We start from the raw sequence: 25,162 nt of genomic DNA on the forward strand, positions 1-25,162 counted from the left end.
ATCGACGAGATCTTCGCCGTCGTCCGGCCCGGCAACACCCGCGCCGCGGCCACGGTCAGAAAAAACGGCATGCACTGGGTCGGCGAAACCACCAAGTACTTCGCCACCGACCTGCAAGTCTTCCGGCTCCGCATGGCCGACCTCGACCATGCGGCCACCGAAGGGCACTACCCACCCAACGCCCACGACCGACCCCAGCGGAGAACCACATGACCGGCACGACTTTCGTCTCCCGTTACGAGCACGGCCGACAAGGGTGACCGCCCCTGAGGACGCGGCCGCACTTGGCAACGCCCTCAGAGTTCTTCAGTTGGCTTTCGGGGCGGTCTGGTCGTCGGTCCCGACAGTGGTCCGTACCGTGCAGACGCAGCCCCGGTCGTGGTGTCCCACGGTGGTGGCGGCGCAGTAGCGGGCCGAGATCCGATCGTGCTCGGCCGACGGATGGCCGCATGCCGGGCAGGCGACGGCCGGTCGACCGTCGGGCGGTGATTCGGTGGTCGGGTACGTGTCGTTCACTACCATGTCGCTCCTATTTGTCCTGTGTATTCGTTGGCAATCAGTCCCGCACCGGAACACCGCGCCCGCACGCAGAATCTGACTGAGACAAGTAACGGGGCCGGGATGTTGGGCGCACGGCAGAAGCGGATCGTCAGATGTGCGAAGTCTCGGCACACGCCCAAGCCACCGGAACAGACCGGGTGGCCGACGACCATGCTGGCTCGAACGCCAGCGCACGGATTGCCATCGACGTACCTTTTACGGTACCACGATGCCGTTCCTTGGCCGTTGGCGAAGCCGGTTCATCCCGCGCCGACGGGTGGCGAACGGGTGACGCGGGACACCATTGGGCGCCCTGGGGAACGAACCGGGCGCCGACTGGGTTGTACGGAGTGGTCGTAGAGTTTTGTGTTCGTGTCACCACGCTCGCAGAAACGCTGTTGCGGGCGCATCTTTCTTTACCTTGCAGGACAAGCTGGAGAAGTCGCCGTGTCAGAACCCGACCTGGGTATCGCACAGTGCGGCACTCATATCCAGCCCATGTAAGGAAACAGACATGACACAGGGAACCGTGAAGTGGTTCAACTCGGAGAAGGGCTTCGGCTTCATCGCCCAGGAGGGCGGGCCGGACGTCTTCGTGCACTATTCGGAGATCGACGGCTACGGCTACCGCAGCCTGGAGGACAACCAGCGCGTCGAGTTCGCCGTCAACCAGGGCCCCAAGGGCCCGCAGGCCACCGGCGTCCACGCCGTCTGAGCGCTGACGGCAGCTGAGAACCCCATGGCGTACGGAACAGTGACCTGGTTCGACACCGGACGAGGCTTCGGCTTCATCTCACGCGCGGGCTTCGTCTCCCGTGACGACGGTGGCACCGAGGTCTTCGTGCACCACTCACAGATCAGTGGCGACAGCCTTCGTCCGCTCGGCAAAGGCGACCGGGTGAGTTTCACCCTCCAACCGCACGAGCGGGGACTGCGCGCCGCGGACGTCCATCCCGTCGGCTGAGTCCACCCAGACCGTGCTCCTACCAGCAGACAAGAGCTGGCGGAGACACCAGGAAACCTGTGCCCCTCAACCGTGTCCCGGTTGGGGGGCACTGGCCTGTCCGACGGACAAGGTGCGGCCCCTCTCCGGAGGAGTACTGCCGCCGCGGTCGGTCAGTTGGTTGGACGGCCCGTTCGTTCTGGGAGGTTCACCGCGTAGATGCGGAACTCGTCGCAGAAGGTCGTTGATCGGCAGATCTGCCAGGTTGTCGCCACCAGGCCGTCGCCGCTCAGTTCTAGCCAGGACAGGACACGTTCTTCTTCCGGGAACGGGAGTGGGGTTGTCTCTCCGGTCTGGTCGTCGTAGACCATGCCTCGGGTGGATTCGTTTCCCGGCCAGCCGTCGTCGGTGGAAATAGCCCTCGTCGGCGGTGGTGCGGTGTTCTGCCGGGACCAGGACGGAGTTCGTCTTCACCGACATCGCCGCGTAGCGGCCGTCCTCGCTGGTGGCGGCCAGGAACTTGTACGTGTCCTGTCCGGCGCCTGCCGCATTCACGTCCACTCTGGACGGCCGGACGGGCAGGTCCGGGCCGAAGCGGGCCGGTGCGGAGCCACCTGCCAGGTTGGTCGCCGTGACCGCGTACGTGTAGCGGGTGTGCCTGTCCAGTCCGCTGAACGAGGCGCGCGGGGTGGCGGCACCGACGCTGATCGTCTGGTTGCCCGGCTGCATGGTGACCGTGTAGCCGGTGATCGGCAGGTCGGGGGCAGGCGGCGGGAGCCACGAGACCGTGGAGTACACGATCCCCAGATCAGTGGGCACGACACCGGTGATCGCGGGTGGCGACGGCACCTCCGGTTCGCCGTCGTACAGCAGGAAGCGACGAGGACCGCGCCGAGCACGGCCATGATCACGGCAACGGCGATGCGTCTCACGCTGGTCCCCCGGAGGTGTGGCGGCACGACAAAGCTCGCAATCGACATGTCGCCACGACGGCCGAAAATTACCGATGGCCGGCGTGTTGCGGGGCACACGACACATACGCCGAGGTCGCCGCACGCAGTGCGAAGAACAGGCTGCACGCCGACAGCGCGGCAATGCCCACCGCGATGGTGAGGAAGATGGCGACGACCGTGGGTGACTCGTCGGGGTCGCCCGCCACGAGGGTCACGGCGTCCAGCCCGTGGGCGGCGCACGCCAGGAACGTCAGCGCGAGACCACCGAGCAGCAATCCTCTGCCCACGCCCATCGCCAGTCGTGCGCTGCCGACGAACAGCAGCACCACCGCGGTCACCTGGACGACGGCCAGTACAGCGACGGTGACGGCGAACCAGGTCGCCCCGGCGGCGGTGAACACCCCGATGCCGACGATCGCGGTGCCGGGAAGCACCACGCCACCGGCCACCGCGCCCAGGACCGCGGCCCACGTCACCGAAGCCGGCCGTCCTGGTGCGTCCAGCAACTGGTCCACCCACACAGCCATGAGTCCTCGCTTCGCCGGCGCGTCCACCCTGACAGTCGTCCGCGCCTGCTCCGCTGTGTCGGTCTCACGCCGTGCTACGACGGGCTGGGCATCGCGTCGCACAGCGTCGCGCCGGGGAGCACCAGTGGTCGCCAGCCCGCCGCACCCAGCCTGCCGTGTCCGGGATCGACGCCGATGAACGGGCGCGCCCCGATCCGCACCCGCACCTGGCGGGCGTCCCAGTCGACGGTGGCACGCTGGCGGACCCGGCCCGTGCAGCGCCAACGCCGGTCGCCGAAGTGCACGATCGTCGAGTGTCCGTGGACCTGGCCGAACGGCACGATGCCGGGGTGCGCCATCCACGGTTCGTGCAGTGCGGCCCCCGACTCCGCCCACAGCGGCCCGGCCCGGCCGTCGCGGCCGTGGTCGCCTGCCTGCCAGATCAGGTCCGGGCGGTCGTTGAGCAGTTCCGCGGCGACGGCCGCCTGCGTGGGCTCCCCCAACTGCTGCCAGCAGGCGAGGGTAAGCCCGGCGTGCGTCAGCAGCAGTTCGTCACCGTCGGCCGTGCGCACCGCCGCGGCCACCCGCAGGCTCCCGTTCGCCCACCACGCCCGCAGCCGGTCCACGTCGCGGGCCGCGAGCGGGTCCGGCCAGAACAACGTGCCGCCGGGCAGGTACTGCGCCTCGTGGTTGCCGACGAGCTGGATCCACTGCAGTGGCTGCTCGGCCAGCATCCGCGCGACCTCGTCGAGCACCCCGGAACTGCCGGGCCCGCGGTCGACGAGGTCACCGACCTGCACGACCACCAGGTCCGGTGGGAGCAGTCCGTCCTCGGCCCCCAGCCAGTCCAGCGCCCAGCGGAGCTGGTCCGGGTGCCCGCCGACGTCGCCGATCACAGCCAGTCCGCCCATGGCTCTCCCCGGATAGGTCTACCTCTCCGACTGTACGGAGTTGCCGCCCGAGGTCGGGTTCTGGAAGCGGACTACACGACCTTGCCGAGCCCCTTCCGCCACCGGGCCGGACTGATGCCGTGCACCTTGCCGAAAGTGCGGGCGAAGTAACCGGGGTCCGGGAAACCCACCCGCCTGCCCACCTCGCCGACCGGCAGTTCGGTTCCGGTGAGCAGGCGCCTGGCCTGCACCATGCGGCGCTCGGTGATCCACTCCTGCACCGTGCGGCCGGTGCGCCTGCGGACCGTGGAGGTCAGGTGGCCGGCCGAGATGTTCACGGCGGCCGCCACGTCCCGCAGTGACAGCGGCTCCGGGTACCGCCGTTCGATGACCTCGAAGACCTCCGCGAGCAGTGGTTCCCGGTTCTCCCGCAGGTCACCCACCACGTCGGCGGCCAGCCGTGACACCCCGACCAGCAACAACACCAGGTGGGCCAGCGCGGCCTCCCGGTACCCGTCGTGGCGTCGCGCGAGTTCGTCGTCCAGTGCCTCGAAGCGGGTCGTCCATTCGGGTCGTGCCCGTTCGGGTACCCGCAGCCGCAGCGCACCGAGCGCACCGCCGCGCACGAACGGGAACAGCAGCGGGTGGGTGCGCCAGGCCAGGTGCGCACCGGGGACGTCCTGGCCGAGGGCGTCGGCGGTGAAGAAGACGCCCCACCCTTCGGTGTCCGCCAGGTCGGCGACGTGGATGTGCCCCATGACGTCGCCGGGCGCGATCACGAACAGGTCGCCCGCCTCGATCGGCCACACCCGCCTGCCGGTGCGCAGCCGGCCGCCCGCGCTCGGGAAGTACGCCAGGCCGGGGAAGTCGTGGGCGTGTTCCTCGAAGGTGTCCCGGGAGTGCCAGTCGTGGTCCAGCCGCCACGTCGTGACGGGCAGGTCGCCGGGCGCCTGTGACATCGAGTAGGTCGCCGGCCGGTCCGGGCCCGGCGCCGTTCGCACGGTCCGCACCGTCGAATCGTCCCACTGATGCCACGGATCAGCACAGCCCCGCAGGTCAGATCACCGTCAGAATGACAGCATGACCGAAAGAACATCCCATTCCCGGGACTACATCCCCGGCATGGGCAAGCACTGGCTGCTCCCCCTCTACGACGTGGTGCACCACGTCTTCGGGCTGCGGCCCATCCACCAGGAGATGGTCGCGCTGGCGCGGCTGCGGGACGGGCTGCGGGTCCTCGACGTCGGCTGCGGCACCGGGAACCTGCTCCGCTCGACCGGCAAGCAGTGGCCGAGGGTCGAGCTGTCCGGCATGGACCCGGACCCGAAGGCGCTGGCACGTGCCCGGCGCAAGACCCGGCGCGCGGGGCTCGACGTGCGACTGGACCGCGGGTTCGCCCAGGAGATGCCCTACCCCGACGGCTCGTTCGACCGCGTCTTCTCCAGCCTGATGCTCCACCACCTGGACACCACGTCGAAGGACGCGCTGCTCGCCGAGGTGCGCCGGGTGCTGCGGCCCGGCGGGGTGCTGGTCCTCGCGGACGTGGTGGTCGACGAGCACGGCCACGGACACGGCATGCGGGAGCACCTGCGCGACAACGTGCGCGACGCCGTGCCGAAGCGGATCGCCGCGGCAGGCTTCACCGTCGACCCGCCCCGCACGATGGCACTGCGGATCGGCGGGCGGGTCGGCATCGAGGTGGCCCGACCGGAGTAGCCGGTGCTGTTCACCCGATCGTCCGGCACGGTGGCGGTAGGGTGACGAGAACCGTCCTGACGTTGCTTGGGGGTAGCCGTACCGTGCCGACCGGTGATCATCTGGGGAGGCTGCACGACGCGATCGACGAGTCGGACTTCGCGTGGACGCTGTGCCTGATCGGCGAGGACCAGTCGCACAAGCTGGCCGTGCTCGCCGGTGACCTCGGCCGCCGCAAGTCGAGCACCGGTGAGGGCAAGCAGATCACGTCGGGTTTCGCCTACTGGGGGATCGCGCCGACCATCGCGTGGGCGCACGCCTGCACCGACCCGTTCTACCCGGTCATGCAGCAGAGCCTCGAGTCGTTCGCGCTGCGGTGGGCGCACGTGCGGGCGCAGCTCGCCGACACGCCGTTCCACTACGTGAGCCTCGGCGTCGGCACCGGCCACAAGGACCGGTCGATCCTGCAGGACCTGCTCGGCGCCAACCCGGACCTGCTGTACTCCCCGGTGGACCTGTCCGCCGAGATGCTCCGCTTCGGCATGCGCGAGTCGTTGAAGGGGATCGACGTCGCACGCCGCCAGGTCGTGCCGGTGCAGCTGGACTTCGCCGTCGACGCGAACCTCGTCGAGTACCGGCGGCTGCTGCACAAGATGGTCGGCGACGAGCCGATCCTGTACTCGTTGCTCGGCAACACGATGGCCAACTTCGACGAGGACATCGACCTGCTCGGCAAGCTGACCTGGCTGCTGCGGCCGCAGGACCGGTTCCTGCTGGAGGTGGCGACGACCTCCTCGCTCGAGGAGAGCCTCGCCGACCACGCCGCCGAGGAGTACCGCAGCAGCCGCGCGTACAAGGAGTTCGTGACCAGCGCGCTGCAGCACTACACCGACGTGACGATCGACATGGACAGCGTTCACTTCCGCGGTTCCGTCGAGGACGAACGCGCGCTGCAGGTGAAGGTGATCTACCAGAACTCCACCGGTGCGGTACAGCGGATCATGCTGCCGGACCGCAACATCGTCCGCTTCGACGACGGTGACACGATCCGGCTGTACCTCACCAGGAAGTACGCGAACACGGCCGTCGACGACATGCTCCAGACGGTCGGCATGACGAAGTTGCTCAGCACGCATTCCGGATTCGCCTCCCACCGCTCCCCCGGCGGCTTCGGGATCGACCTGCTGTTGCTCTCCGCCGGGCGGGAACGGTCCGTGCCTGCGCAGCGGTCCACCCGCGCCGACGAGATCTGGTCGAGCTTCAATCGATGACCCGGCTCGTCATCACGGCACTGACCTTCGGCGCGCTGACCGTCGCGCTGGGGCTGGGCATCGCGTGGCTCGTGGTGTCGCCAGGGGATCAGCGGTGGGAGCCCGCGGTCAACACCCTCGCGCTGCTCGCGGGTATCACCGGGATCTTCGCCGAGCGGTGGGCCGCCGACCGGGAGCGGCGGTTGCAGGCGGTGGAGTCGATCCGGGCCGAGCTGTCGCACGACGTCGTCGTGCTGTCGGACGACGCGTTCAGCCAGGACCCGGACGCTTTCCGGCGGCGGCGCGTCTATCCGCGGCTGGTGGTGTCCGCTGTGGACTCCGCGTTCGCCTCCGGTGCGTTGTCCCGGCGCCGGGACGGGGAGTTGATCGCCAAGCTGCACGCGTGGCGGGACGTGGTGAACACCCTGAACCGGCGGCTCGACCTCACCGAGTCGTTGACGTTCGCCACCTCGTCCGGGGATGAGGTCGAGGCGTTCAACCGGGCTCTGCACCGGTCCGACGGGTACCTGATCGGGGTGCGCGCACTGCTGGTCGAGCTGCAGTCCTATTTGGACACGAAGTGGAAGGCGCACTGACGGCGTTCTCGGTGCGGCGCCCATGGCCCTGGGCGCCGCACCGAATCCTGCCCCGTGCGGTGACCGGGGCAGGCGTCAGCGGGTCACGCCACCGCGCACTGGGTGCCGTTCAGCGTGAACGCTGTCGGGGGTGTGTTGGTGCCGCTGTAGGTGCCGTTGAAGCCGATGCCTGTCGAGCCGTGCGCGGCGATTGTCCGGTTCCACGACAGGTTCGCCGCCGTCACCGTGGTGCCGTCCTGTGACCACGTCGCGCTCCAGCCCGGTGGGGTGATGCGCTGGCCCGACGGGAACGTGAACGCCAGCGTCCACCCGTCGACCGTCGTCGTGCCGGTGTTCGAGATCGTCACCGTGGCGGTGAAGCCGCCGCCTCCGCCCCAGTTCGTCGCGTTGTAGCCCACCACGCACGTGCCTGCCTGGCCTTCCGTCGTGGTGAACGTGACCGAGGCGGACGGGGCGGACAGGTTGCCCGCGCCGTCCCTCGCCCGCACGTACACCTCGTACCGCGTGCTCGGGGTCAGGCCCGTCAGCGCCGCCGCGTTCGTGGCCGGCTGCGCCAGTACCGAGCCGTCCGCGCGGTACACGGTGTAGCCCGCGAGGCCGCTGCCGCCGGTGTCCGTCGACGCTGTCCACGACAGGGCCGCGCCCGTCGCCGTGATCCCCGAGGTGCCCGGGGTTCCCGGGGTCGTCGGCGGCGTCGTGTCCGGGGTGGCGCCACCCGCCAGCGCGTCGTGCACCGCGGTGTACGCGGGTTTGCGCTGGAAGTTCTCGTCCACCAGCAACGCGGCACCTTCGCCGGGGAACGTGCTCGGGACCCACGAGTACTTGTCGGTGTAGCCCCACGTCGTGATGCCGACGCACCGGGCCACCGCGAGGCACGCGTTCGTCACGTTCCGGTAGTACGTGGCCTGCGTGGCCAGCTTCGTGCTGTCCGCGGGCAGTTGCATGCGGACGTCCAGCTCCGTGACCGCCACGTCCAGGCCCAGCGCCGCGAACCGTTGCAGGTTCTGCCGCATCTGGTTCGGGAAGCCGTACTGGATGGCCAGGTGTGCCTGGAAGCCCACGCCGTCGATCGGGACGCCCTGGGTCAGGAGATCCTGCACGAGGCGGTACATGCCGTCGCTCTTCGCGCCAAGGCCGTCGGTGTTGTAGTCGTTGATGTACAGCTTCACGTCCGGGTCGGCCGCGCGGGCCGCCCGGAACGCGTCCGCGATGTAGCTCGGACCCAGTTTCTGGTACCAGAAGGAGTTGCGGAACGTGCCGTCCTCGTTCAGCGGCTCGTTCACGACGTCCCACGCGTACAGGTCGCCGCGGTAGTGGGTCACCACGTTCTGGATGTGGTTCTGCAGCGCGGCGCGCAGGGCCGTCGCGTCCAGGTTCTGCACCCAGCCCGGGGTCTGGTTGTGCCACACCAGGGTGTGGCCGCGGACGGTCTGGCCGTTCTGCTGTGCCAGGGCCACGATCTCGTCGCCGCGCGAGTAGGTGAACTGGCCCGGGTTCGGCTCGGTCGAGTCCCACTTCATCGCGTTGCCGGGGGTCAGCTGGCTGAACTCGGCGGCGATGTGCGGGCGGTAGGCCGTGTCGGTGATCTCGTTGTTGTCGACGGCGTCGCCGAAGTACTTGCCGTGCGCGGCGGCGTGTTCGGCCAGCGAGCCGGACGCCTGTGCGGGGGTGACCGCGACCAGCGTGCCCGCCGCGGCGGCGAGCAGGCTGGTCACGGCCGCGAGTGCCTTCCTCACGTCAGCTCCTGGTCGTGCAGGGGTTGTCGTTGACGGTGAACCCGGCCGGGGACGGGTTGGACCCGCTCCACGAGCCGTTGAACCCGATGCGCACCGACCCGCCCGGTGCGATCGAGGCGTTGTAGTCGAGGTTGGCCGCGGTGACGTTCGCGCCGTCCTGGGCCCAGGTCGCGCCCCACCCGCTGGTCACGCGCTGGCCCGCCGGGAACGCGAACGCCAGCCGCCACGAGCTCAGCGGCGCGGTGCTCGTGTTGGCGACCGTCACCGTTCCGGTGAAGCCACCCGGCCACTGGCTGACGCCGTACGTGACCTCGCACGTGCCCACCGGATCGGGATCGGGATCAGGATCGGGATCCGGGTCGGGGTCGGGTTCCGTCGAGCCCACGGGGTCGGCGTACAGGATGCCGCGGCCGTTCGTGCCGAGGTAGACGCGGCCGTAGATCCGGGGATCGCCCGTGATCGCGTCGCCCGCGTTGCCGTACTGGTGCTGGTCGTCGTTGATGCGCACCCACGTGACACCGTTGTCGTTGGACCGGTGCACGCCGGTGACGCCGTCGATCGTGGCCATCGCGTACAGGGCCGGGTTCGTCCGGCCCGGGGCCGCCTTGCCGAAGCCGACGCTGACCGCCTTGGACACAGTGGACAGTTTGGTGAACGACGCGCCCGAGTCGGTCGAGTGGAACAGGCCGGTCTCCCCGGCGAGCCAGATGTCGCCCTCCTTGCCGGTCAGCGCCTTGAACTTCGCCGTGGCCGGCAGGCCGGTCGCCGCGGTCTGCGTGAACGTGGCGCCGCCGTTGGTGCTCACGTAGAACCGGCCGCCCGAGAACCCGTAGAACTTGCTCGCGTTCACCCGGTCGGACTCCACGACCACCTCCGCCGGCAGGCCCTGTGCCTGCGTCCACGAGTTGCCGAAACCGACCGAGTAGTGCACCGGCTGGCCCTTCGGCGCCCACACGAACCGGCTGCCGTCGGCGGCGGCCGCGACCGTGCCGCCCTCGTTGACGCCGCCGGGTTCGGTGCCCTGGAACCAGTTCGCGCCACCGTCGGTGGAGAACGCGACATGGCTGTCGTTCGGGCGGTCCGCGTCGGTGAAGTTGCCAGCGCGCACCATCACGGCCGGGTTGTTCTCCGCGTAGTCGAGGCTGGTGGTCGACGTGAACACCGGTTGGGTGAACATCCGCGACGGCACCGTGGTGAGGCTGTTGTGCCGGAAGCCGCCGATGTCACCGAGCCCGGACACCAGCGGCGCCCCGGTCGGCGGGCTGATCAGGTCGAGTACCGCGGTCTCCTCGAGGCCCGCCGCCATCGGCCGGATCGTGAACTGCGTGCCGTTGTCCCAGTTGGTCAGGTCGGTGGTGCCGTAGATCGTCGCCCCGGTGCCGTACATCATCCGGTTGGAGTCGAACGGGTCGATCTCCAGCGACTCGGTCATCCAGCCGAGTTTCGGTGTCACCTCGGGTGGTTGCGGGTTGGTGCCGAAGTCCAGCCACGGCGACGACGAGATGTCCATCGTGTACCGGAAGCTGCGGTTCGGGTACGACGTCCAGTCCCAGACTCGGGTCCACGTCGCGCCACCGTCGGTGCTGCGGAAGAAGATGACGTCCGGCCACCAGGAGATCTGCGTGGCCACCATGATCGTGCCCGGGTTCTGCCGGTCGATCGTGAGACCCGAGTAGCCGAAGTAGTCGTCGCCGCTGCTCGACGGGACCGGGCTGATCTGCGTCCACGCGCCGGTCGTGGTGCTGTACTTCCACACGTCGCCCTTGGCGCCGTCGTACGGGCCGCCGGTGTCGCTCGTCGCGATGTACAGCACGTGGTTGACCGGGTCGAGCACGCCCTTGTGCGCCAGGTATCCCGTCGGCTGGCCAGCGACCCGCTCCCAGCTGGTGCCGCCGTTCACCGACCGGTAGACGGTGTTCTCCTTGTCCGCGACACCGACGTAGATGCCCTGCGTGGCGCTGCCCGCCGTGCCCGTCGACTTGTCGAACGTCACCCACACGACACCCGGCCGGTGGGACAGGTAACCGTTGGGGTCACCGGGGTCCTGCGCGTAGTTGCCGACGTTCGGGAAGTTCGCGACCTTCGCCCACGTGACGCCGTAGTCCGTGCTGCGCCACAGCCCGTTGCCGTCCGGCGCGCCGAAGTAGACGACGCTGTCGCGGTTCGGGTCGACGGCGAGCCGCTCCCCCATGCCGCGGCCCGGCATGTTGCCGCCGAGCTTGAACGGCAGGGCCGTGGCCTGCCAGGTGGCGCCCTTGTCGGTGGATCGCAGGATGGCGCCGTTGTTGGGATCCCAGCTGTTGGTGTACATGCCGACCGCCGCGTACACGCGGTTGGTCTGGACGGGGTCGGTGGCGATGCTGTGCACGCCGTTCCAGCCCCAGCGGTCCCAGCCGACCCAGTCCAGCAGCGGGACCCACCGGCCCGTGGACTGGTTCCACCGGTACGCGCCACCGATGTCGGTGCGCGCGTAGATCAGGTTGCGTTCGGTCTGGTTGAAGACGATCGAGGGCACGAAGCCGCCGCCCGCGATCTCCACGTTGCGCCAGTTGTAGGCCTCGGCCGGAGCGGCCGAAGCGGTGGTGGGGGACGCGGCGCCACCGGTGACCGCCAGGGAGGCGGCCACCAGCGCTCCGGTCAGGAAGTGGACGAGTTTCACCCGCATGATTCCGTCCTTATGCGATTGTGCAGGCCTGTCCGTTGACCGTGAAGGCCGACGGCCGCGCGTTGCTGCCGCTGTAGCTCGCGTTGAACCCGATCCCGGTGGCCGACTGCCCGGCCGCGATGACACGGTTGTGGTCCGCGTTCGCCGCCGTGACCGTCGCGCCGCTCTGTGTCCAGTTGGCGGTCCAGCCGTTGGTGATGCGCTGGTTGCCCGCGAACGTGAACGAGAGGGACCAGCCGCTGATCGCGGAGGTGCTGGTGTTCGCGATCGACACCGACGCGGTGAAGCCGGTACCCCAGTCGTTGACGCCGTAGGTGACCCGGCAGGACGCACCGGGTTCGGGGTCCGGGTCCGGTCCGGTGCCGCCGTCCGGTGCGATGAGGTACGGGTTCAGGTAGGCCTGTTTGGTGGTGTTGACCGTGGTCCAGTCGTCGTGGAGGATCCCGCCGGTGTCGCCGGAGTTCGGGTTCCACGACCAGAAGGTGAAGCTGATCGCGTCGGTGCCGGTGCCGAGGTAGGCCATCAGCGTCCGCAGCCACGTCTGGTCACGCGAGTCTGCGAGGGTGGTGCCGAACTCACCGAGCAGCACCGGGGCCACGTTGTTCTTGAACAGGTAGCCCCAGTTCTTGTCCCAGATCGCCGCCATGTTGTTGGGGAAGCTGGGGTCGGAGAACCAGTCCTGCGGGAACACCGAGGTCGCGTAGTCGTGTGCCGAGTAGACGAGCCGGTTCGCCACGTTCAGGCGGACGGGTGCGGTCGCGGCGCCCTGCAGGTTGCCGCCCCACCAGTAGCCGTCGCCCTGGTACTCGCTGACGCCCTCGACGACGATCAGCCAGTTCGGGTTCACCGCGAGGATCGCGTTGCCCGCGCGTTCTGCCGCCAGCCGCCAGTCGGTGGCGGTGTCGCCACTCCCCCAGTTCGCGCCGCCACCGCCCTGGATGCCGTGCGGTTCGTTGTGCAGGTCGGCGCCGATCACCGTGGTGTTGCCGAGGTAGCGCTGCGCGAGCATGCGCCAGTCGCTGATCCAGCGGCTCTCCGGGTAGGCGCTCGTGTACCAGAGCGCGGACTGCGCACCGGAGTCCGGCCGGTGCCGGTCCAGCAGCACCTTCATGCCGATCTGCCCGGCGTAGGCGATGATCTTGTCCATGATCTGGACGCCGTTCAGGCCCTGCAGGTCGGGGTTGAGGTCGTAGCGGATGCTGTTCGGGGCGCTGCCGGAGTCGAAGAGCTGGCTGGAGAACGGGAGCCGGAGCGTGTTGTACTTCAGGCTCTTCATCTGGTCGAGCATGTCCTTGTAGCCGCGGGACCACAGGCCGTGCGGCGCGTAGTTCGCCGTCTCCAGGCCGAACCAGTTGATCCCGGTCATCCGCACGGGCTGGTTGTTCGCGTCGAGCAGCTGCCTGCCGTTGGTGTGCCAGTAGCCGGCACCCGCCGCCGCGGCGGGCGCCGTGTGGACGAACGGCACGAGCAAAGCCAGTAACAGCGCGGGAATCAGGGATAACGCGACGTTGCGTCGTCTCATCGGGGTGTCCTCGTGGTGCGCAGGGTCCGGGTGCCGCCTCCGCGGGAGTGGACGCGGAGGCGGCACCCGGGGTCGGGATCAGCCCGTCACAGCGGCGGGTAGGCGTTCCGCATCAGTTCCTGGAACTGCGAGGAGAACCAGTGCCCGGACAGCGGCGCGTTGCCGAGCGCACCGGACATGTTGTTGTTGTTGCGCGGGTTGCCGGTGTACGTCGGGTCGCACATCCGGTCGAAGCCCTTGCCCTCGTCGTTGTCGATCGCCGTGCTGGAACCGTCGGACTCACCCGGCGGCTTGATCCATACGTAGGCGTCGATGCCCGGCTCGGGCGCCGCCTTCGGCCGCTCGCCCAGCCCGGCACCGGACTGGTTGCACCAGTTGCCGAGGTGGATGCGGCGGTCGATGCGCGACTCGTTCATGAAGGTGATCGGATCGGTCGACGTGCTCGCCTGCGTGGGCCGCGCGGAGCCGCCCCACCCGTTGCGCGAGGTGTCGATCAGCATGCCGATGTTCGAGTCGAAGCACTGGGAGTCGGCCTGCTGGCGGAACGCCTGCGCGAAGCCCAGTTCGTCGACATACCGGTTCCAGTCGACCCAGCCGCCTGCCACCTCGCGCAACGGTCTGCCGCCCACCACCGTGTTCGCGGTGAAGAACGTCTCCTTGAGCGCGCTGTAGTTGGCGGTGTTGGCGATGAAGCCCTGCACGTTGCCCGGGCTCGCGCCGGACGCACTCGCCGCCTGGCACATCAGCTGCACCGAGGCGTTGAAGTTGTCGTCCCACCCGATCCAGCCGTGGTGGCCCGCGTCGATGTAGTTGTAGACGTTGGGCACCGCGCCGAGCTTGGCCAGCGCGTAGCCGACGCCGTTGACGTAGTTGCCGTTCGCCTTCATCGTGTCGCACTGCGGGGTCGCCGTCGGTCGAGGCGACACGTTGGTGACGAGGTTGGGCAGCGAGTCGATCTCGATGACCGTGACGATCCGCAGGTTCGCGTACGCCGACCGGCCGAGGATCGCCGCGATCGGGTCGATGTACTCGGTCTTGTACCGGTTGAGCTCGGTCGGTCCCAGCTCACCGTTGGAGGCCAGCGCCGCGCAGTCGCGACCGGGCAGGTTGTAGATGACGACCTGGAACACCAGCGGTTGTCCCGCGGCCTGGCGCACGGCCTCGTCGAGGTGTGCGGCAAGTCCACGCGCGCCGGTCGTGCCGTTGATGGCCGCGATGCGGTCCATCCAGACGCCGGTCGGCTGGTTCGCGATGCGGCTGCCACCGGACTCGGCGGCGGCCCGTGCGGACCAGTCCGGGTTCACGTAGACCTTGGCGCCGACGTACGGGTTGTCGACGCGGTCACCCGGGTCCGGGTCGGGATCGGGGTCCGGGTCCGGGTCGGGGTCCGTGGTGCCGGTGCAGGTGGTGCCGTTCAGCGAGAACGTGGTCGGGGCGGTGTTGGTGCCCGAGTAGGTGCCGTTGAACCCGATCTCGGTCGTGCCGCCAGTGGCCAGGGAGCCGTTCCAGCCGAGGTTGGTCGCGGTGACCTGCTGGCCGGACTGCGACCAGTTGGCACTCCAGCCAGGCGTGGTGACCTTCTGGTTCCCCGCGTAGGCGAACCGCAGCGACCACCCGTTGACCGGGTCGCCGAGGTTGTTGATCCGGACTGTCGCGGTGAAGCCCCCGCCCCAGTCGTTCACGGTGTAGTCCACGCGACAGCCCACTGCCGCCCCTGCGGGCTGGGCACTCAGTGTTATGAGGGACGTGAGTAGGGCCGACACGACCGCCAAGTAGGCGGCCGCACGCCTCCGCGTCCCGGTGTTGGGTCTCAATGTCATCCGGATCCTCCGCTCAACGCCGAGCGCATTTCTGGGAGCGCTCCCAGTTTTTCGGAGTCTAGCTGTGTTAACAGGACGTGTACAGAGGCTCACTCTTGATGAACTGTTCAGTTGGATGTTCAGTGATGGGGCTGTTTTCCAGGCATGAAGGGGGCACCCAGGGACCAGACGAGGTTCTTGGGGGTGACGCAGACGCAACTTTCGACTGGGAGCGCTCCCAAGATCGTTGTGGCCGCTGGTGTGCGAGCAGGCCCGTCGCGGGACGGCGGGTGATGCCACCAAGCCGCGGCCGGGGTGGCGCCGAACTACCGTTGTGGCAGTGACTCGGGAGGTACTCGGACGTTGGCTCGACACCGGGCTTGACCGCTCCGTGGTCGGGGGTTACCCGCGGTTCGGGCTCGCGGTGCGGCGGCGGTTGCCCGGCTGGCCCGCGGATCCGGAGCCCGGGGCCCTTGCCGGGCGGACCGTGGTCGTGACCGGTGCCAGTTCCGGGCTCGGTGTCGCCACCGCCGCCGCGTTCGCGGACCTCGGGGCCGTTGTGCGGCTCGTCGTGCGGGACGTCGCCAAGGGCGAGCGGGTTGCCGCACGAATCGGCGGGGACGTGCGCGTCGCCCGGTGCGATGTGTCCGATGTGGACGACGTGCGGAGATTCGCCGAGTCCATCGGGGCGGTGGATGTGCTGGTGCACAACGCGGGCGCGCTGCCCGCCGCACGGAGCACCACGCCGCAGGGGCACGAGGTCGCGCTCGCCACCCACGTGCTCGGACCACTGCTCATGACCGAGCTGCTCCAGCCCCTCGAGCGCGTGATCTTCGTGTCGTCCGGGGGGATGTACGCCAAGAAGCTACCCCTCGACGACCCCGAGTACACCCGCGGCGAGTATCGCGGAGCCGCTGCCTACGCCCGTACCAAACGGATCCAGGTCGCGCTCGTTCCACATCTCGCCGAGCGGTGGCCCGGCACGACCGTCGCCGGTATGCATCCCGGGTGGGCCGACACGCCCGGGATTGCCGGGTCGTTGCCCGGGTTTCACCGGCTGACCAAGCCATTCCTGCGGGATGCCCGTCAAGGGGCCGACACGACCGTGTGGCTCGGGGCGGTGCGGCCCGCGCCCGCTTCCGGACTGTTCTGGCACGATCGCCGGGCGCGGAGTCCGCATCTCGTACCGTGGACGCGGCACAGTGACGCCGACAGCCGGGCGATGCTCGACTGGTGCGTTGCGGCGGTCGGGCTCTAGCCGCTCTGCTCGGCGGGTTGTCCTCGGCGGGTGTTGTCCTCGCCGGACGGGCCTCCTCGCCGGAGGGGCAGGTCTCCGGGATGGCCTCGGGTTGGCAACGGGGTTGGCTCGGCAGGGACTCTTTTCAGTGGTCTGTCTGGGCTTGCGCCCGCCTTCTCGTCGTGGGAGTGTCGCTAGCTGCTGTGCGTTGCCGTGCTGCGGTAGTCCGTGTACGTGTACGGGTTGTCCAGCACCTTGGTTTCCGGGACGTCCGGGTTCATGCCCTTGACCCACGCCTCCTCGCCCATCGTGGTGCGTAGGTGGTCCACTGTGGACTCGACCGACCGGCGGGCCGCGCGCAGGTCGATGTCGACCAGTTTGTGGTTCTGCTTCACCACCCGGCCGTTCACCAGCACCGTGTGCACGTCGCCGCGCTGGGACTGGAATGCCACGTGGCCGTACGGGTTCAGCAGCGGGAAGGACACCGGGGAGTCGTCGTTCTTGATCAGGACCACGTCCGCCTTCTGGCCTGCCGCCAGGCTGCCCAGGTCGGTCCTGCCCAGCGTGCGGGCACCGCCTCGGGTCGCCCACTCGACCACCTGGTCGGCGCGGAGCGCGCAGTGGGTGACCGTCTCGTTCTGGGCGTGGGCCGCCAGGTGTTCGCGGGAGCGGTCGGCGCCGAGGGTGGTGCGCATGGCCGAGAACAGGTCACCGCTCCACCACACGCTCGTGTCCATGGACAGGGAGACCGGGATGTCGTGCGCGCGGATCGCCCACGTGGGTGGGTAGCCCTGGCCCGCGCTCTGCTCGCTTTCCGTCGACACGGAGATCGAGCCGCCGGTCGCCGCGATGCGGTGGTACGAGTCCGCGGACAGGGACGCCGCGTGCACGTAGATGGTCTGGTCGGTCATGAAGCCGTGGTCGTGCATCAGGCGGATGCCGTCGTCGCTCGTCGCGCCCCAGACGCCGGCGTGCGTGGTCACCGCGACGCCGAGGTCCCGTGCGACCTCGAAGGCCGGTTTCTCCGGGAAGGCCGGGTCGCCGGTCACGTCGAAGGCCATCTGGAAGCCCAGGAGGTCGTCGCCGGTGATGCGGCGGTTCACGAAGTCGCGGAACTCCGGTGCGCCCGACCACTGCGCCGGGGGCTGCTGGATGTTGCCGTACGCCAGGATGTGCCTGCCGGGGATCGCCTCGAGTGCGTCCGCCGCGGCGTCGGCGTGGTCGGTGGTCTGCAGGCCGTGCGACCAGTCGACGACCGTCGTCACCCCGGCGTCGATTGCCTCGATCGCCGCGAGGGTGTTGCCCGCGTGGATGTCCTCCGGGCGGAAGAGCCTGCCGTGGTCGAGGTAGTACCAGACGAAGTACTGGGTCAGCGTCCAGTCGGCGCCGTACCCGCGCATGGCGGTCTGCCACATGTGCCGGTGGGTGTCGATCATGCCGGGCATCACGATGCCGTCGGTCGCGTCGATCTCGAGTGCGCCCTCCGGGGCGACCAGGTCCTTGCCGAGCGCCGCCACGCGGTCGTCGACCACCAGTACGTCCGTGTTCGCCAGCACCGAGCGGGTCTCGTCCATCGGCAGGACGGTGCCGCCGCGCAGGAGCACGGCGCTGTACTCGTTCATCGGTGAACTCCTTGTCGGACACTTGTCCGTATGGCGGCCGATTCTGGGGGTTACTCTGATCCCGCACCGCAGCGAAGTCAATGCCCGTCACCGTGAGGAGCCGCCATGCCGCGCGAAGGCACCGGACCGGACTTCATCGAGGCGCTCGCGCGCGGGCTCGAGGTCATCACCGCGTTCGAGCCGGGCAGGCCCGCGATGACGCTGGCCGAGGTGGCCGCGGCGACGGGCCTGGCGCGGCCGACCGCGCGGCGGATCCTGCTCACGCTCGGTGAGCTGGGGTACGTGCGCGCCGAGGGGCCCGGGTTCACGCTGACGCCGAGGGTGCTCGACCTGGGCGTGGCGTACGTGCGGTCGCAGGGGCTGTGGGACATCGCGCGGCCGCACATGGAGGCGCTGTCCGCGGCGACGGGCGAGTCGTGTTCGGTGGCGCAGCTCGACGGGTCGGACATCGTGTACGTGGCGCGGGTGGCGGTACCGAAGATCGTGGCGCTCGCGGTGCAGGTCGGGACGCGGTTCCCGGCGCTGCAGACGTCACTGGGCAAGGTGCTGCTGGCCGCGCTGGACCCCACCGAGGCCGACGCGGTGCTGGCCGAGCCGACGCGGTCGGGGCTGACGCCGAGGTGGCAGCCTTCGCGCGCGGAGCGGGACGCGGCGCTGCGGGAGGTGCGGGCGCGGGGGTGGGCGCTGACGGATCAGCAGCTCGCGCTGGGCATCCGGTCGGTGGCGGCGCCGCTGCGGGATGGTCACGGGCGGGTGGTCGGCGCGTTGAACGTGAACACGCATGCGGCGGAGACGACCGTGGACGAGCTGCTCGGGCATCACCTGCCGTTGTTGCTGACGGCGGCGAGTGACATCAGCGCGGACTTCGCACGACTGGCGACCGTTCCGCACGTGACTCGCACGGCAGCCTCGTGACCGGGACTTGACAGTGCGGACCGGCCGGCCAAGACTGCGGACAGATGTCCGCGATACGGACGGAGGCTTATGGACGGGCCGCTCGACGGTGTACTGGTAGCCGACTTCTCCCGGATTCTCGCCGGGCCCTACGCCACGATGCTGCTGGCGGACATGGGCGCGGAGGTGATCAAGGTCGAGGGGCCGAAGGGCGACGACACCCGTACCTGGATGCCGCCGGTGCGGGACGGTGTGTCGACCTACTACCTCGGCATCAACCGGGGGAAGCGGTCGATCGCGCTCGATCTCCGGGATGACGGGGACGCCGGGGCCGCGCGGGAGCTCGCGCGGCGTGCCGACGTGCTCATCGAGAACTTCAAGCCCGGTGGCATGGAGCGGTTCGGGCTCGGCTACGACGACGTTCGCGCCGCCAATCCCGGCATCGTCTACGCGTCGATCACCGGGTTCGGCTCCGGGGCCGGCGCGCACGTACCGGGATACGACCTCATGGTCCAGGCGATCTCGGGCCTCATGAGCCTCACCGGCGAGCCCGACGGGCCGCCCTACCGGGCCGGGATCTCCGTGTTCGACGTCATGGCCGGCAACCACGCCGTCATCGGGATCCTCGCCGCGCTGCGGCACCGCGAAGCCACCGGTGAGGGCCAGAAGGTCGAGGTGAACCTCCTGTCCTCGGCGCTCACCGGCCTCGTCAACCACAGCTCGGCCTACGCCGCGGGCGATGTCGTGCCGTACCGGATGGGCAACGCGCACCCGAGTGTCTTCCCCTATGAACCGCTGCCCACCGCGGACAACGACCTGATCGTGTCCGCCGCCAACGACGGGCAGTTCCGGAAGCTCTGCGAGGTGCTGGGCATCCCGGGGGTCGCCGACGACCCGCGGTTCGCGCGCAACGCCGACCGCACCGCCAACCGGGAGGAGCTGCGGCCCGTGCTGGTCGAGCGGCTCGCCACGAAGGGCGCGGTCGAGTGGTTCGACCTGCTCGTCGCGGCGGGCGTGCCGTGTGGGCCGATCAACACGATCGACGGCGGGTTCGCGATGGCCGAGCGGTTCGAGCTGGACCCGGTCGTGACGGTCGGCGAAGGCGACCGGGCGGTGCCCACCACCCGGCACCCGATCCGGTTCTCCGCCACACCGGTCGGGTACGCGCTGCCGCCGCCCGAGCTGGACGAGCACGGCGCCGAGATCCGGAAGTGGCTGGGGGACAAGGATGCCTGAGTACCCGACCGCACTCGGCGCATCCACCCGCGACACCATCACCCTGCTGGGGCACGACCTCGCCCGGGACGTGATGGGGCAGGTCGGCTTCGGCGAGCTGGCGTTCTGGCTCGCCACCCAGCGGCGGCCGTCGACGGGCGAGACCCGGGTGTTCGAGGCCGTGCTGGCGGCACTCGCGGACCACGGTTTCACGCCGACGGCCATCACCGCGCGACTGACGTACCTGTCCGCGCCGGAGTCCGTGCAGGGCGCGCTCGCGGCCGGGCTGCTGGGCGGCGGCTCGCGGTTCCTGGGCGTCACGGAGGACTGCGGCCGGTTCCTGCACGAGCAACTCGCCGGGCGGCAGCTTCCGGCCGACGACGGCGGCTGGGACGCGATCGCGCTGGAAGTCGTTGCCGCGCAACGGGAAGCGAAGCGGTTCGTGCCCGGGCTCGGGCACCACGTGCACAAGGACGGCGACCCGCGCACGCCCCGGCTGTTCGAGATCGCCCGCGAGGAAGGCCTCGAGGGCCCGCACCTGAGGCTGTTCGCCGCGATCGGGCGGGTGCACCCCCAGGTCCTCGGGAAGACGTTGCCGCTCAACGGGGCCGGGGTGTGCGGGGCCGCGCTCGCCGACCTCGGGCTGCCCATGGAACTGCTGCGCGGCTTCGCGTTGCTGGCGCGGACCGCCGGGCTGATCGGTCAGCTCGCCGAGGAGCTGCGCGACCCGGTCGCCAACGACATCTTCCTGTCCGTCGACTTCAACAACGTCTCCGTTCCACCGTCGCCTTACGGAGGTCACGATGGCTGAGCTGGTCGCGGTGATCGCGTCCACCCACCACCCGTTCTACCACCGCGCCAGCACCGCCACCGGAGAGGACCGGCCGCCGTTCGCGGACGAGTGGGTGCGCAAGGTCGAGGCGTTCCGGGAGACGCTGACCAAGGCGCGGCCGGACGTGCTGGTGATGGTCGGCTCGGACCACTTCCACCAGCTGTGGCTGGACAACATGCCGCAGTTCCTCGTCGGCAAGGCGCCCTTCTACGACGCCAACTGGTACAACGAGGAACGCGAGTTCGGCCTGCCGCGCATGGTGATGAAGGGCCAGGAGGACCTCTCCGACTACGTGCTGCGCGAAGGGCTCGACGCGGGCTTCGACCTCGCGTTCTCCAACGAGCTGCGGATCGACCACTCGATCACGTGCCCGATCATCACGCTGCGGCCGCAGAACGACCTGCCGATCGTGCCCATCTACACCAACATCTTCGCGCCCCCGCTGCCGCGGCCGAAACGGTTCGTCCAACTGGGACAGACGATCCGGCAGCTGGTCGAGTCGTGGCCGTCGGACCAGCGGGTCGCGGTGATCGGCACCGGGCACCTGTCGCTGGAGCTGGGCGGGCCGCGGCAGTTCGGGCCACACGGACCGGACCCGGAGTTCGACCGCAAGGCCGTCGAGTGGATCTCCACCGGCGACATCGAGGGCTGCTGCGGGAACGTGACGCTCGACTCGCTGCACCTGCCGGGCAACGCCACGCACGGGTTCATGGACTTCATGCTGATGATGGGTGTCGCCGGCGAGGGCCAGAAGGCGGACTACGTCGACACCTACGACCTCTTCCACACGATGGAGGCGTACTTCACCTGGTACCCGAAGGGAGCGCCCGCATGAGCAGGTACCTGCTGAACAAGTTCCTGTTCACCGTGGACCGCGACCCGGACCTGGTCGAGCGGTACCGCGACGATCCGCAGGGGACCGTCGCGTGGTGGGAGGCCAACGAGGCCAACCGGATCCTCGCCTGCCACATCGGCGAGTCCTCGACGTGGCTCGCGTTCGCCGACGACGAGCGCGCCGCGCTGGCCGGGCACGACTACCCGGCGCTGTTCGCACTCGGCGCGCACCCGTTCCTCACGCTCACGCTGTTCATCGCGATGTTCGAACGCGACAACAGCGAACCGCTCGAGTTCCAGAAGGAGTACGCGCGCAAGCTGGCCCACATGTCGCTCCCCTACCCGGACATCGCGACATGAGCTGGGCGCTCTCGCTGCACTCCCCCGGCGAACCGCCCGCGCTCGTCGAGTGGGCCCCGCCCGCGTCGGGCCCGGACGAGGTGCTGGTCGAGGTGACGGCCGCGCCGATCACCCCGCTCGACCTGTTGTGCGCGTCGGGCACGTCGTACTTCGGGGTGCCCGCGACGCCGTACGTACCCGGCGTCCAGGGTGTCGGCACGGTCGGCGGGCGCCCGGTGTGGTTCCCCACCAGTGCGGGCATGCGGCCCGGCGACGGGTCGATGGCGTCGGTGGTCGCGGTGCCCGAGGCCGAACTGGTGCCGCTGCCGGATGACGCCGACCCCGTGCTCGTGGCGGCGCTCGGGCTGTCGGCGGTGGCCGCGCACATGGCGCTGACGTGGCGCGGTGAGCTGGCCCATGGCGAGCAGGTGATCGTGCTCGGCGCGGGCGGGGTGGTCGGTCAGGCCGCGGTCCGGCTCGCGAAGGCCGCCGGTGCGCGGCGGGTCGTGGCGGCGGCGCGATCGGCGGCGGGCCGGGCACGAGCCGTGGCGGCCGGTGCGGACGCGGTGGTCGCGCTCGACACGTCCGATGTGGATGAACTGGCGACCCGGTTCACCGCCGCCGTCGACGGGCCTGCCGACCTGGTGCTGGACCCGGTGTTCGGGGTCCCCGCCGCCGCGGCGGCGCGGGTGCTGCGGGCCGGTGGCCGGCTGGTCAACCTGGGTGCCATGGCTGGTGAGACGAGCCCGATCACGTCCTCGCTGCTGCGCGGCAAGTCGTTGCGGCTGCTCGGTTACACGAACAACGAGCTGACCCGTGCGCAGCGCGCGGCGGCGATCACCATGGTCGCGGCGCGCGTGGCGGACGGCACGCTCCGCGTCGGCCATGACACGGTGCCGCCCGCGGACGCGCCGGGCGCGTGGGCCCGGTGCGTCCGCGGGCGACGCCGATCTCAGAACAGTGGTGGTGCCGTAGGGTCAGCGCACTGCCTTGCGCCGCGAGCCCGTGATGGCCTCCGCGGCACCGATCAGCAGCACCGCGGCGATCACGGCCAGGACGAAGCCGAGGACGTTCAGCTCCCAGATGTCGCCAGTGCCCAACAATGCCGCGATCGAGCCGCCGATGATCGAGCCGACCAGTCCCAGCAGCAGCGTGGCGATGATGCCGAGGTTCTGCTTGCCGGGCTTGATCAGGCGCGCGAGCGCGCCGATGATGAGGCCGGCGACGATGAAGCCGATCATGTCTAACCTCCGGTGTTCGTCAGCATGGCGCGCACGTCGGCCGCCACCAAAGCAGTACCCGGTTCCACTGTCGCACAAACGACGCGGGGAGGCCCCCGATGCGGGTGGTTACGCGAAACGTGCGGCACGACGCGGGTGATCCGCGGCGTACTGACCTGCTCAACCACGAACTGCGCGCGCTCAGGCCGGACCTGCTGGCGCTGCAGGAGGTCCGCCACCCGGAGCAGCTGAATCGGCTGCTCGCGCGCACCCGGTTGCGCCATGTGACACACCAGGCCGACGTGCTGCGTGACCAGCCGCCAGAGGCAGCCCGGTTCGGCGGCACCGCGATCGCCACCAGGCGGCCGCACCGCGTGGTCGACGTCGTCGAGCGGCGGATCGACGGGTTCCACTACTGGACCCTCGCCGTCCGGGTCGACGACCTCCTGTTCGTCACCCTCACCACACCGTGGCAGCCCGAAGCGGCGAACGTGCGCCACCTGCAGGCGCAGGAGGTCACGCTCCGGTACGGCGGGCTGCTGCCGCTGATCGTGGCCGGGGACCTCAACGCGCCGCCGGACGAGGCGGGGGTGCGGCACCTGAGCGCGCACCTCCAGGACGCGTGGGCGGTCGCGGGCACCGGCGGCGGCATCACCTGGTCGGCCGACAACCCGCTGGCGGCGGAGGAGATCGCACGGCTCGACGGCACGCCCGGCCGGATCGACTACGTGTTCGCCGGGCCCGGCTTCCGGGTGCGCTCGGCGCGCCTGACCGGCGAGCACGCCGTCGACGGGGTGTGGCTCTCCGACCACGCCGGTGTGGTCGCCGACCTGACCGCGACCGGTTAGGCTCGCGTGCGGGGAAGGAGTCCACTGTGGATGGTGTGCCCGCGCCGGTGCCGCCCATGCTGGCGGTCGAGGGACCGCTGCCGGTCGGCAGCGGGTGGGCGTACGAGACCAAGTGGGACGGGTTCCGCTGCTGCATGCGCGTCGGCCCGGACGGCAGGACGAAGCTGACGAGCAGGCTCGGCAACGAGATCACCGGCGTCTACCCCGACCTGCACGGGGTGCTCGCCGACGCGACCGGGGGCCTGCCCGCGGTGTTCGACGGTGAACTGGTGGTGCTCGCACCGAACGGCAGACCCGACTTCCAGCTCATGCAGTCCCGCCACCAGCGCGGCCCCACCGCGGAACTGCTGCGCACGGCACCGGTCACGTACATCGTGTTCGACCTGCTGCGGCTGGGCGCCGAGGTGCTGCTGACCGCGCCGTACACGCGCAGGCGCGACCTGCTCGCCGACCTGCCCGTGTCGAACAGCCACGTCGCGGTCCCCCGCCACTTCACCGCCGACGACATCGACCCCAACGAGCTGCTGTCGATCGTCGAGGAGCAGGGCCTCGAGGGCCTGGTCGCGAAACGGCTCGAGTCGCGGTACCACCCGGGGCAGCGCAGCCGCGACTGGCTCAAGCGGCCGCTGATCAAGACGCAGGAGGTGGTGGTCGGCGGGTGGCGGCCGGGCAAGGGCAACCGGGACAACCGGGTCGGTGCGCTGCTGCTCGGCGGGCACGACCAGGACGGGCACCTGATGTACATCGGTGACGTGGGGACCGGGTTCACCGAACGGGCGCTGGACGAGATGCTGAACCTGCTGATCCCGCTTACCCGGGCGGACAGCCCGTTCCACAACGAGGTCCCGCCCGACCGCCGCCGCGGCGCCCGCTGGGTGACGCCGACGCTCGTCGGGCAGGTCGTGTACCGCCAGTTCACCTCCGACGGGCGGCTGCGCCACACCGCGTGGCGCGGCCTGCGCCACGACGTCCTCCCCGACCAGGTCACCACGCCCCGGTAACGCGACCGGCCGCCGCGCCCAAGTA

Annotated in this window: 24 protein-coding genes and 2 pseudogenes; 15 read left to right on the forward strand and 11 right to left on the reverse strand. The window is 69.9% G+C overall.

Features of this window, described 5'->3' with window-relative positions; translation table 11 throughout:
• Window positions 1–213: pseudogene (locus FHR82_RS31190) on the forward strand (hypothetical protein); the annotation flags it as partial.
• Between the two features lie 93 nt (window positions 214–306).
• Here FHR82_RS31190 and FHR82_RS45320 read toward each other — a convergent pair.
• Window positions 307–522: an RGCVC family protein gene (locus FHR82_RS45320; protein WP_221464526.1), complete on the reverse strand. Its 216-nt coding sequence runs from the start codon at window positions 520–522 to the stop codon at window positions 307–309.
• Window positions 523–1,054: 532 nt separating this feature from the next.
• Here FHR82_RS45320 and FHR82_RS31195 point away from each other — a divergent pair.
• Window positions 1,055–1,255 carry a cold-shock protein gene (locus FHR82_RS31195; protein ID WP_184814187.1) on the forward strand — a complete coding sequence of 67 codons (201 nt, stop codon included), beginning with the start codon at window positions 1,055–1,057 and terminating at the stop codon, window positions 1,253–1,255.
• 39 nt (window positions 1,256–1,294) lie between these two features.
• Window positions 1,295–1,504 (forward strand): cold-shock protein, encoded by a 210-nt coding sequence (locus tag FHR82_RS31200; RefSeq protein WP_311771355.1) that lies wholly within the window; start codon window positions 1,295–1,297, stop codon window positions 1,502–1,504.
• A gap of 152 nt (window positions 1,505–1,656) precedes the next feature.
• On the opposite strand, the gene FHR82_RS46645 is transcribed toward FHR82_RS31200, so the two are convergent.
• The 5 genes and pseudogenes from FHR82_RS46645 to FHR82_RS31220 form a co-directional block, all read right to left on the reverse strand.
• Window positions 1,657–1,854, reverse strand: coding sequence for a hypothetical protein (locus FHR82_RS46645; protein WP_225945325.1), 198 nt, complete (start codon window positions 1,852–1,854; stop codon window positions 1,657–1,659).
• 241 nt (window positions 1,855–2,095) lie between these two features.
• Window positions 2,096–2,521 (reverse strand): annotated as a pseudogene (locus FHR82_RS48080) (fibronectin type III domain-containing protein); the annotation flags it as partial.
• Window positions 2,484–2,963 (reverse strand): hypothetical protein, encoded by a 480-nt coding sequence (locus FHR82_RS31210; RefSeq protein WP_184814190.1) that lies wholly within the window; start codon window positions 2,961–2,963, stop codon window positions 2,484–2,486. The gene FHR82_RS31210 and the pseudogene FHR82_RS48080, both read right to left, overlap by 38 nt.
• A 74-nt stretch (window positions 2,964–3,037) precedes the next feature.
• Window positions 3,038–3,853, reverse strand: coding sequence for a metallophosphoesterase family protein (locus tag FHR82_RS31215; RefSeq protein WP_184814191.1), 816 nt, complete (start codon window positions 3,851–3,853; stop codon window positions 3,038–3,040).
• Between the two features lie 71 nt (window positions 3,854–3,924).
• Window positions 3,925–4,842, reverse strand: a complete 918-nt coding sequence (locus FHR82_RS31220) for an AraC family transcriptional regulator (RefSeq protein WP_221464527.1) — start codon at window positions 4,840–4,842, stop codon at window positions 3,925–3,927.
• Window positions 4,843–4,912: 70 nt separating this feature from the next.
• On the opposite strand from FHR82_RS31220, the gene FHR82_RS31225 reads away from it, so the two are divergent.
• Genes FHR82_RS31225 through FHR82_RS31235 form a run of 3 tightly spaced genes read left to right on the forward strand, consistent with a single transcriptional unit; the run spans window position 4,913 to window position 7,373 of the window.
• The gene (locus FHR82_RS31225; protein WP_184814192.1) at window positions 4,913–5,548 is read left to right on the forward strand and encodes a class I SAM-dependent methyltransferase; all 636 of its coding nucleotides are present in this window, start codon (window positions 4,913–4,915) and stop codon (window positions 5,546–5,548) included.
• Window positions 5,549–5,589: 41 nt separating this feature from the next.
• Window positions 5,590–6,798: an L-histidine N(alpha)-methyltransferase gene (locus tag FHR82_RS31230; protein WP_184814193.1), complete on the forward strand. Its 1,209-nt coding sequence runs from the start codon at window positions 5,590–5,592 to the stop codon at window positions 6,796–6,798.
• A complete protein-coding gene (locus FHR82_RS31235; RefSeq protein WP_184814194.1) occupies window positions 6,795–7,373 on the forward strand; it encodes a hypothetical protein in 579 nt (192 codons plus the stop codon). Before FHR82_RS31230 ends, FHR82_RS31235 begins: the two co-directional genes overlap by 4 nt.
• 83 nt (window positions 7,374–7,456) lie before the next feature.
• Here the strand turns inward: FHR82_RS31235 and FHR82_RS31240 are convergent, their stop codons facing one another.
• The 4 genes from FHR82_RS31240 to FHR82_RS31255 form a co-directional block, all read right to left on the reverse strand.
• Window positions 7,457–9,109, reverse strand: a complete 1,653-nt coding sequence (locus tag FHR82_RS31240) for an endo-1,4-beta-xylanase (RefSeq protein ID WP_221464528.1) — start codon at window positions 9,107–9,109, stop codon at window positions 7,457–7,459.
• Between the two features lies 1 nt (window position 9,110).
• Window positions 9,111–11,774 (reverse strand): cellulose binding domain-containing protein, encoded by a 2,664-nt coding sequence (locus FHR82_RS31245; protein ID WP_184814195.1) that lies wholly within the window; start codon window positions 11,772–11,774, stop codon window positions 9,111–9,113.
• Between the two features lie 10 nt (window positions 11,775–11,784).
• The gene (locus tag FHR82_RS31250; protein ID WP_184814196.1) at window positions 11,785–13,296 is read right to left on the reverse strand and encodes a cellulase family glycosylhydrolase; all 1,512 of its coding nucleotides are present in this window, start codon (window positions 13,294–13,296) and stop codon (window positions 11,785–11,787) included.
• Between the two features lie 86 nt (window positions 13,297–13,382).
• The gene (locus FHR82_RS31255) at window positions 13,383–14,990 is read right to left on the reverse strand and encodes a glycoside hydrolase family 6 protein (RefSeq protein ID WP_311771356.1); all 1,608 of its coding nucleotides are present in this window, start codon (window positions 14,988–14,990) and stop codon (window positions 13,383–13,385) included.
• A 445-nt stretch (window positions 14,991–15,435) separates the two neighbouring features.
• Between FHR82_RS31255 and FHR82_RS31260 the strand changes: the two genes are divergently transcribed.
• Window positions 15,436–16,353, forward strand: a complete 918-nt coding sequence (locus tag FHR82_RS31260) for an SDR family NAD(P)-dependent oxidoreductase (protein WP_311771357.1) — start codon at window positions 15,436–15,438, stop codon at window positions 16,351–16,353.
• 173 nt (window positions 16,354–16,526) lie between these two features.
• Here the strand turns inward: FHR82_RS31260 and FHR82_RS31265 are convergent, their stop codons facing one another.
• Entirely contained in the window at window positions 16,527–17,954 is a 1,428-nt protein-coding gene (locus FHR82_RS31265) for an amidohydrolase family protein (RefSeq protein ID WP_184814199.1), read from the reverse strand.
• A 105-nt stretch (window positions 17,955–18,059) separates the two neighbouring features.
• Here FHR82_RS31265 and FHR82_RS31270 point away from each other — a divergent pair, with 105 nt between their 5' ends.
• The 8 genes from FHR82_RS31270 to ligD all read left to right on the forward strand — a co-directional run bounded on the left by FHR82_RS31270 (window position 18,060) and on the right by ligD (window position 25,137).
• Window positions 18,060–18,869: an IclR family transcriptional regulator domain-containing protein gene (locus FHR82_RS31270; RefSeq protein ID WP_184814200.1), complete on the forward strand. Its 810-nt coding sequence runs from the start codon at window positions 18,060–18,062 to the stop codon at window positions 18,867–18,869.
• A gap of 69 nt (window positions 18,870–18,938) precedes the next feature.
• Window positions 18,939–20,084, forward strand: a complete 1,146-nt coding sequence (locus tag FHR82_RS31275) for a CaiB/BaiF CoA transferase family protein (RefSeq protein WP_184814201.1) — start codon at window positions 18,939–18,941, stop codon at window positions 20,082–20,084.
• Entirely contained in the window at window positions 20,077–20,874 is a 798-nt protein-coding gene (locus FHR82_RS31280; protein ID WP_184814202.1) for a citryl-CoA lyase, read from the forward strand. Before FHR82_RS31275 ends, FHR82_RS31280 begins: the two co-directional genes overlap by 8 nt.
• Entirely contained in the window at window positions 20,867–21,730 is an 864-nt protein-coding gene (locus FHR82_RS31285) for a DODA-type extradiol aromatic ring-opening family dioxygenase (protein WP_184814203.1), read from the forward strand. The genes FHR82_RS31280 and FHR82_RS31285 overlap by 8 nt, the downstream gene beginning before the upstream one ends.
• Window positions 21,727–22,089, forward strand: coding sequence for a hypothetical protein (locus FHR82_RS31290; RefSeq protein ID WP_184814204.1), 363 nt, complete (start codon window positions 21,727–21,729; stop codon window positions 22,087–22,089). The genes FHR82_RS31285 and FHR82_RS31290 overlap by 4 nt, the downstream gene beginning before the upstream one ends.
• Entirely contained in the window at window positions 22,086–23,315 is a 1,230-nt protein-coding gene (locus FHR82_RS31295; RefSeq protein WP_225944122.1) for a quinone oxidoreductase family protein, read from the forward strand. The genes FHR82_RS31290 and FHR82_RS31295 overlap by 4 nt, the downstream gene beginning before the upstream one ends.
• A 92-nt stretch (window positions 23,316–23,407) precedes the next feature.
• Entirely contained in the window at window positions 23,408–24,136 is a 729-nt protein-coding gene (locus tag FHR82_RS31300) for an endonuclease/exonuclease/phosphatase family protein (RefSeq protein WP_184814205.1), read from the forward strand.
• A 26-nt stretch (window positions 24,137–24,162) separates the two neighbouring features.
• Window positions 24,163–25,137, forward strand: coding sequence for a non-homologous end-joining DNA ligase (gene ligD, locus FHR82_RS31305; RefSeq protein WP_311771358.1), 975 nt, complete (start codon window positions 24,163–24,165; stop codon window positions 25,135–25,137).
• Window positions 25,138–25,162 lie beyond the last annotated feature (25 nt).

The sequence above is a fragment of the Actinophytocola algeriensis genome, from assembly GCF_014203735.1.
In the GTDB taxonomy this organism is placed as follows: Bacteria; Actinomycetota; Actinomycetes; order Mycobacteriales; family Pseudonocardiaceae; genus Actinophytocola; species Actinophytocola algeriensis.